Source organism: Xenophilus sp. (assembly GCF_044462705.1).
GTDB lineage: Bacteria > Pseudomonadota > Gammaproteobacteria > Burkholderiales > Burkholderiaceae_C > Xenophilus > Xenophilus azovorans.
The window spans coordinates 22,530-30,120 of sequence record NZ_JBIQNC010000035.1; the positions used below are offsets into that span (position 1 = coordinate 22,530).

Genomic DNA, 7,591 nt, shown 5'->3' on the forward strand with positions numbered 1-7,591 from the left:
GCCGGGGTTACTTGTACAGCAGCTGCGGCAGCCACAGCCCGATCTGCGGCCACATGTAGAGCAGGAAGATCGCCAGCACCTGGATGCCCATGAAGGGCAGCATGCCCAGGAAGATCTGGTTCAGCGTCACGTGCGGCGGACTCACGCCCTTGAGGTAGAAGGCCGCCATCGCCACCGGCGGCGAGAGGAAGGCGGTCTGCAGGTTCAGCGCCACCAGCAGGCCGAAGAACAGCGGGTCCACCCCGAAGTGGTCCAGGAGCGGGATGAAGATCGGCATGAAGATCACGATGATCTCGGTCCACTCCAGCGGCCAGCCGAGCAGGAAGATCACCACCTGGCTGAGCAGCAGGAACTGCACCTTCGAGAGGTCCATCGAGAGCACCCACCTCTCGACCAGTTCCTGCCCGCCCAGCAGCGCGAAGGCGGCCGAGAAGATGGCCGAGCCGACGAACAGCCAGCACACCATCGCCGAGGTCTTGGCGGTGAGGAAGACCGACTCCTTGAGCATCGCGACATTCAGCCGCCGGTAGGCCGCCGCCAGCAGCATGCCGCCCAGCGCGCCCATGGCCGCCGCCTCGGTCGGCGTGGCCAGCCCCATCACGATGGAGCCGAGCACAGCCAGGATGAGCAGCATCAGCGGGAAGAAGGACGCCAGCAGCATCTTGAAGATCTCCAGCCGCGCGAAGCTGGCGAAGAGATAGAAGAGCGCGACCAGGCAGCCCAGCACGGCGAAGGTGACCCACCACCAGGCCGGCGCCGGCTTCGTCGTGGGCTGGTCGGCGGTGCCGGCGTCGGCCTGCGCGGCGGCGGCCGGTGCGCCCGGCGGCTCGGCGACGCCGCCCGATGCCGGCTCGGCGCCCGGCGGTTCGGCCAGTGCGCCGCCGCCGTCCTCGCCCTCGGTGGGCGGTTTCTGCAGGCCGCCTTCCGCCGGGGGCTCCTGCAGGCCGCCGGGCTCGGCCAGGCCGGTGTCGGCGCCGCCGCCGCTGCGCGCGGCGCCGATCTCCTGGATCTCGTAGTGCTCCTCGGGCGGCACCGTCGTCACCGCGCGGAAGGTGCCGAAGGCCAGCAGCAGGAACAGCAGCGCCGGCAGCGCCAGGATGAAGCTCTGGCGCGCGAGATAGCCGATCGGCACGTCGGCGTTGCGCCGGCCCTTGAGCAGCCGCAGCAGGGCGTTGGCCTGCGGGCTGTCGGCCAGCCGCTCGGTCAGCGGCGGCAGCGGCACGCGGCGCTCCTCGGCCGTCAGCGGCGGGGCCCACTGCGGCTTGAGCTTGGCGATGAGGATCACGTACAGCACGTACAGCGATGCCAGCATCACGCCGGGGAAGAAGGCGCCCGCGTAGAGCTGCACCACCGACACGCCCGCCGTCGCGCCGTAGACGATCAGCAGCACCGAAGGCGGCAGCAGGATGCCCAGGCAGCCGCCGGCCGTGATCGAGCCGGCCGCCAGCGGCACGCTGTAGCCCGCGCGCAGCATGGCCGGCAGCGCCAGCAGGCCCATCAGCGTGACCACCGCGCCGACGATGCCGGTGGCGGTGGCGAAGATGGTGCAGGTCACCAGCGTGGCCACCGCCAGCGCGCCGGGCAGCCGCGCCATCGCCAGGTGCAGGCTCCTGAACAGCGACTCGATCAGGTTGGCGCGCTCCACCAGGTAGCCCATGAAGACGAACAGCGGCACGGCGATCAGCACGTCGTTGGCCATCGTCTTGTAGGCGGCCTGCACCATCAGGTCCAGCGTGCGCGTGATGTCGCGGTCGTAGGCCAGCCAGGTGAACAGCATGCCCATGCCCATCAGCGTGAAGGCGGTGGGGAAGCCGAGCATGATCGCCACCACCACCAGCGAGAGCATCAGCAGGCCCAGGTGCCCGTGGGTGATGGTCTCGGCGCGCAGCAGCACCGTGGCGGCCAGCATCACGATCAGGGCCATGAAGGTGAGCCCGAACCAGAGTTCCTTGCGCACCTTCATGCTTGCCCCTTCTCCTGCGCCACCACCACCGCGTCCAGCGCGGCGATGTCCTCGTCCTTCACGTGGACCATCTCCTTGAGCTTGTCCACGTCCACTTCCTGCACGTCCTCCTCGCGCGAGGGCCAGGCGCCGCGCCGGATGCACTGCACGCAGCGGATGATCTCGACGATGCCCTGCAGCAGCAGCGTGACGCCGGCCAGCGGGATCACGAACTTGAACGGGTACAGCGGCAGCGGCTCGGCCGAGAAGGTCTGCTCGCGGATCGCCAGCGACTCGCCGGCGTAGATCCAGCCGGCCCAGGTCATGGCCACGATGCCGGGCAGGAAGAAGACGATGTACAGCACCAGGTCCACGGTGGCTTGCGTGCGCGGCTGGAAGAAGCCGTAGAGCACGTCGCCGCGCACGTGGCCGTTCTTGGCCAGGGTGTAGGCGCCGGCGCCCATGAACAGCGCGCCGTACAGCATGATCTGCGCGTCCAGCACCCAGGCATGGGGCCGGTTGAGCACGTAGCGGGAGAACACCTCCCAGCTGATCAGCAGCGTGAGCGCCAGCGCGCACCACGCGAAGGTCTTGCCGACCCAGGTCGAGAGCCGGTCGACCGCCAGGAGAAAGGATTGCATGGGAGGCGGGCCGCAGGCGCGGCCGGGAGGCAGGAGGGTGGGTGCGAAAGCAGGGCGGCACCTCGCGGCACCGCCCTGCGCCGGTTCAGGGCCTGCGGCTCACCGCCTCAGCTCTTCTTCGCCTGCCGGCTGAAGTAGTGGTTGTAGGCCATCTTGAAGTCGACCGAGTAGTCGTTCTGCCACTGCCCGGCGCGCTGCGCGAAGGCGCGCTGCGAGTCCAGCACCTTCTTGAAGGTCGGGTTCTCCTCGGATTTCTTCGCGATGGTCTTGTCCCACGAGGCCAGCTGCGCGCGCAGGATCGGGTCGGGCGTCTTGTAGAACTTGATGCCGGACTTCTTCAGGTCCTCGTAGTCCTTGGAGTTGCGGTCGATCGCCTTCCAGCTCATGTCGGCGCTGGCGGCCTCGGCGGCGTACTCGATCACCGAGCGCAGCTCGGCCGGCAGGGCGCGCACCTTCGGGCCGTTGAACAGCACCTCGAACTGCTCGCCGCTCTGGTGGAAGCTCTGCAGCATGCAGTTCTTCGCCACGTCCGGGAAGCCCAGCACCTTGTCGCTGGAGGCGTTGTTGAACTCCGCCGCGTCGATCAGGCCGCGGTCCAGCGCCGGCACGATCTCGCCGCCGGGCAGCGGGTTCACCGCCGCGCCCATGTCGGTGAACACGTCCACCGCCAGGCCCACCGTGCGGAACTTCAGGCCCTTCATGTCCTCGGCGCGCGCCACCGGCTTCTTGAACCAGCCCAGCGGCTGCGTCGGCATGGGGCCGTACAGGTACGAGACGACGTCCAGGTTCAGGCTCTTGTAGACCTCTTCCAGCAGTTCCTTGCCGCCGCCGTACTTGTGCCAGGCCAGGATCATGTTGGCGTCCATGCCGAAGGCCGGGCCGGAGCCCCACAGCGCCAGCGCCGAGTTCTTGCCGTACCAGTAGGCGATCACGCCGTGGCCGCCGTCGAGCGTGCCCTTGGCCACCGCGTCCAGCAACTGGAAGGCGGGCACCACCGCCCCGGCGGGCAGCACCTCGATCTTCAGCCGGTTGCCGGCCATGTCGTTCACCTTCTTGGCGAAGTCCTGCGCGTACTCGTGGAAGATGTCCTTGGCCGGCCAGGTGCTCTGGAAGCGCAGGCTGGTGGTCTGGGCCGTGCTCACCATCGGTGCCGACATGGCGCCGGCGGCCACCGCCGCACCCTTGAGCAGCCCGCGGCGGCGGGTCGAGGTCTTGCTGTCCGTCATTGGTTCGTCTCCGTCTGTGGCTGTCCGTCTGTTTATGACGCTGAACGAAATTTCATCCAGCGCGCAGACTTTTCACGGCGCGAGCCGCCGCAGCCAAGAGGGTTTTCACTGTCTGAGGACAATCGTCGATGCCCGTGGCGGCAGCTTCGCTGCTGGTTGCAGCGCAGCATCGCGCCAAAGACCGTACGGAACCGAAGGACGAATCACGCCATGAATGCCTCCTCCTCTTCCCCAGCCGGAGTCCGCCCCGCCGAGGGCTATGCCGGCGACGTCACCCCCGAGACCGCCGCCGCGTGGATGGCCGGCGGCCAGGCCGTGCTGGTGGACGTGCGCACCGACGCCGAGCGCGAATGGGTCGGCTACGTGCCGAACGCCGTGCCGGTGGCCTGGAAGCAGTGGCCCGGCATGGCCATGAACCCGGACTTCGACGCCGCCCTGCGCGCCGCCGTGCCGCCGGGCGGGCGGGTGGTGCTGCTGTGCCGCAGCGGCGTGCGTTCCGTGGCTGCCGCGAAGCGCGCCACTGAACTGGGCATCGAGGCCTACAACATCCTGGAAGGCTTCGAAGGCAATGCCGATGGCGACGGCCACCGCGGCAACCTGGGCGGCTGGCGCCGCCGCGGCCTGCCCTGGAAGCAGAACTGAGCGGCGCCGCGGCCGGCGCAGCCGCGTGAATAATGCGCCGCATGAGTGCCCCCGCCCACGCCCTGCTCGCCATCGACATCGGCAACACGCGCCTGAAGTGGACGCTGTACGACCGGGCGGCGCCGGGCGCGCGGGCGCTGGCCGGCGGCGCCGAGTTCCTGGACCACATCGAGCGCCTGGGTGAAGGCGAATGGGCCGGCCTGCCGGTGCGGCCCGCGGCCATGATCGGCTGCGTCGTCGCGGGCGACCACGTGCGCCGCCGCGCCGAGGAACAGATCGACGAAGCCTTCGACCTGCCGGCGAGCTGGGTCGTCTCCAGCACCGAAGAGGCGGGTCTGGTCAACGGCTACGACCATCCCACCCGCCTGGGCGCCGACCGCTGGGTGGCGATGATCGGCGCGCGGCATCGCATGCTGGGCGCGCAGCGCGCCGCCGGCGCGGGGCCGCGGCCGATGGTGGTGGTGATGGTGGGCACGGCGGTGACGGTGGAGGCCGTCGACGCCGAGGGCCGTTTCCTGGGCGGGCTGATCCTGCCCGGCCACGGCATCATGCTGCGCGCGCTCGAATCGGGCACCGCCGGCCTGCATGTGCCCACCGGCGAGGTGCGCGAGTTCCCCACCAACACCAGCGACGCGCTCACCAGCGGCGGCACCTACGCCATCGCCGGTGCGGTCGAGCGCATGGTGCAGCACCTGCGCAAGCGCTGCGGCGCCGAGCCGGTGTGCTACATGACCGGCGGCGCCGGCTGGAAGATGGCGCCGGCCATGGCCACGCCCTTCGAGTTGGTGGAGTCGCTGATCATGGACGGGCTGCTGGTCATCGCTGAGCAGCGCGCCGTCCGTCTCGCATGAAGCGCCGCTGCCGCTACCGCCCCCAGGCGGTGCCGCCGTCCACCACCAGCGTCGAGCCCACCACGTAGTCGCCGGCGCGCGAGGCCAGGTAGATGGCGGCGCCGGCCATGTCCTCCGGCGTGCCGATGCGGCCCAGCGGCACGCGCTCGGCCACCTCGTCGCCGTGGTCGCGCGCATCCTTGTTCATGTCCGAGGCGAAGGGGCCGGGCGCGATGGCGCTGACCACGATGCGCTCGGGCGCCAGCTTGAGCGCCATGCGCTTGGTCAGGTGGATCAGGCCGGCCTTGCTGGCGGCGTAGGAGTACGTCTCCCACGGGTTGACGCTGATGCCGTCGATGGAGGCGACGTGGATCACCTTGGCCAGGTGGTCGGTGGCGGCCTTCTTCAGCATCGGCGTGAGCGCCTGCGTGAGGAAGAAGGGCGTCTTCATGTTCAGGTCGGCCACCTTGTCCCAGCCGCTCTCGGGAAACTCGTCGTAGGGCGCGCCCCAGGCGGCGCCGGCGTTATTGACGAGGATGTCGAGCGAGCCCTCGTGCTTCGCGTATGCCGCCACCAGCGCCTGGATGCCGTCCAGCGTGGAGACGTCCGCCGGCAGCGAGACGCAATGGCCGAGGGCCGACAGTTCCTTGGCCGTGCGGTCGCAGGCCTCGGCCTTGCGCGCCGAGATGTACACGCGCGCGCCGGCGGCGAGGAAACCCTCGGCGATCATGCGGCCGATGCCGCGCGAGCCGCCGGTGATGAGGGCCGTGCGGCCCTGGAGCGAGAAGAGGTTCTGGGTGTCCACGGGATGCGTCTCCTGGGTGCTGCGTTGGAAGGCTCGTGGCGCGCGGCGGCGCCGGCAGGCCGCAGCTTAAGTCGAAGCCGCATTCCGCCGCGGTCGCGAAAGTGCCAGCGCGCCGGCCATGGCGCCGAACGCGGGGCGTTCCTCGGGCGCGGCGAGGCAGCGCGCCTGCAGCGCCGCCAATGGCTGCAGCAGCCCGGCATCCGCGCCGTCATCCGCATGCGCCAGCAGTTCGCCCAGCAGGTGGCCGAAGGCGAGCGCCTCCATACGCTGCAACATGGGCCGCACCGGGCCTTCGGGCAGGCAGGCCGCCGCGCCGAAGTCGCCCAGCAGGGCTTGCGCACCGCCGTCGCCTGCGGGCCGCCAGAGGATGTTGTGCGCGTACAGGTCGCCGTGCACGAGGCCGCGCGCATGCAGGTGGGCGACGGCCGAGGCCGCGTCGTGGGCGATGGCCCGCGCCGCCGCGGCCGGCAGGCGCAGGCCGGCCGCGTACACGTCGCGCGTGCAGGTGGCGAAGTCGGGCGGCCCGGCGAGGTTGCGCCACTCGGCGCCCAGCCGGGGCATGACCAGGCCCTGCGCGCCGTCGGGATGCCCCTGCACGCGGCCCAGCACCGGCACGATGGCCGGGTGCGTGCCGGCCGCCAGGTGCGCGGTCATCTCGCTGGCGGGCCAGCCGTCGCTGGTCATCTCGCCGCGGAACAGCTTGACGGCCAGGTCTTGCGCGTCGCCCGCCCGGCGCGCGGCGTGGATGACGCCGGAGGCGCCTTCGCCCAGCCGCTCGCCGAGCGTCAGCGTGGCCCAGGGGATGTCGGCGGCGGCCGTGCCGCCGGCAGCGGGCTCGCACAGCGGATTGCCGGCGCAGGCCAGCCAGGCCAGCCGCGGCAGTGCGCCCAGCCAGGGCGGCAGCGTCTCGAAGCGGTTGGCCGCCAGGCGCAGCAGTTCGAGCGCGCCGCAGTCCGCCAGCGTGCCCGGCAGCGCTGCCAGCCGGTTGCCGGCCAGCATCAGCTTCTGCAGCCGTGTGCAGCCGCCCAGCGCGGCGGGCAGCGTCTCGATGGCGTTGTCGGTCAGGATCAGCCAGCGCAGCCGCGGCGGCAGGGCCTGCGCGGGCACCTCGCGCAGCCGGCAGCCCTTGAAGCCGACCATCTCCAGCGCCTCGCATCGGCCCAGCGCCGGCGGCAGCACGGTGAAGGGGTTGCCCGAGCAGAACAGCACGCGCAGGCGGCGCAGCCGGTGCAGGTCGTGCGGCAGGGCGTCGAGCGCGTTGCCGGAGAGGTCGAGCACCTCCAGCGTGTCGGCCAGCGTGAAGATCTCGTCGGGAAAGGTGCTCAGCCCGCCCGCCAGGCGCAGCCGCGTCGCGCCGTGCAGGCGGCCGGCGCGCAGGTCGCCCAGTGCGGTATCCGTTGCCGATGGCGCCGCGCGCACTCCGCCTTGCATGAAACCGTACCCGGCAGGCAACGATTCAGACGGCCGCGGAGCAGGCCATGCGGGAACACCCGCGGAACTGGCTC

Annotated in this window: 7 protein-coding genes; 2 read left to right on the top strand and 5 right to left on the bottom strand. The window is 71.0% G+C overall.

From position 1 onward, the window contains the following. Nucleotides 1–7: 7 nt before the first annotated feature. The 3 genes from ACIY1X_RS08270 to ACIY1X_RS08280 form a co-directional block, all read right to left on the bottom strand. Nucleotides 8–1,963, bottom strand: coding sequence for a TRAP transporter large permease subunit (locus ACIY1X_RS08270; RefSeq protein ID WP_399679728.1), 1,956 nt, complete (start codon nt 1,961–1,963; stop codon nt 8–10). Continuing rightward, nucleotides 1,960–2,583 (bottom strand): TRAP transporter small permease subunit, encoded by a 624-nt coding sequence (locus ACIY1X_RS08275; RefSeq protein ID WP_399679730.1) that lies wholly within the window; start codon nt 2,581–2,583, stop codon nt 1,960–1,962. Before ACIY1X_RS08275 ends, ACIY1X_RS08270 begins: the two co-directional genes overlap by 4 nt. Nucleotides 2,584–2,690: 107 nt before the next feature. Beyond that, the gene (locus ACIY1X_RS08280; RefSeq protein ID WP_038211232.1) at nt 2,691–3,809 is read right to left on the bottom strand and encodes a TRAP transporter substrate-binding protein; all 1,119 of its coding nucleotides are present in this window, start codon (nt 3,807–3,809) and stop codon (nt 2,691–2,693) included. Nucleotides 3,810–4,019: 210 nt separating this feature from the next. On the opposite strand from ACIY1X_RS08280, the gene ACIY1X_RS08285 reads away from it, so the two are divergent. Next, nucleotides 4,020–4,451 (top strand): rhodanese-like domain-containing protein, encoded by a 432-nt coding sequence (locus tag ACIY1X_RS08285; RefSeq protein ID WP_399679732.1) that lies wholly within the window; start codon nt 4,020–4,022, stop codon nt 4,449–4,451. Nucleotides 4,452–4,492: 41 nt separating this feature from the next. Further along, entirely contained in the window at nt 4,493–5,302 is an 810-nt protein-coding gene (locus ACIY1X_RS08290; RefSeq protein WP_399679734.1) for a type III pantothenate kinase, read from the top strand. A 13-nt stretch (nt 5,303–5,315) separates the two neighbouring features. Here the strand turns inward: ACIY1X_RS08290 and ACIY1X_RS08295 are convergent, their stop codons facing one another. Together ACIY1X_RS08295 and ACIY1X_RS08300 are read right to left on the bottom strand one after the other, a co-directional pair. Continuing rightward, nucleotides 5,316–6,086: an SDR family oxidoreductase gene (locus ACIY1X_RS08295; RefSeq protein WP_399679735.1), complete on the bottom strand. Its 771-nt coding sequence runs from the start codon at nt 6,084–6,086 to the stop codon at nt 5,316–5,318. 66 nt (nt 6,087–6,152) lie between these two features. Then, the gene (locus ACIY1X_RS08300) at nt 6,153–7,505 is read right to left on the bottom strand and encodes a leucine-rich repeat-containing protein kinase family protein (protein ID WP_399679737.1); all 1,353 of its coding nucleotides are present in this window, start codon (nt 7,503–7,505) and stop codon (nt 6,153–6,155) included. Nucleotides 7,506–7,591 lie beyond the last annotated feature (86 nt).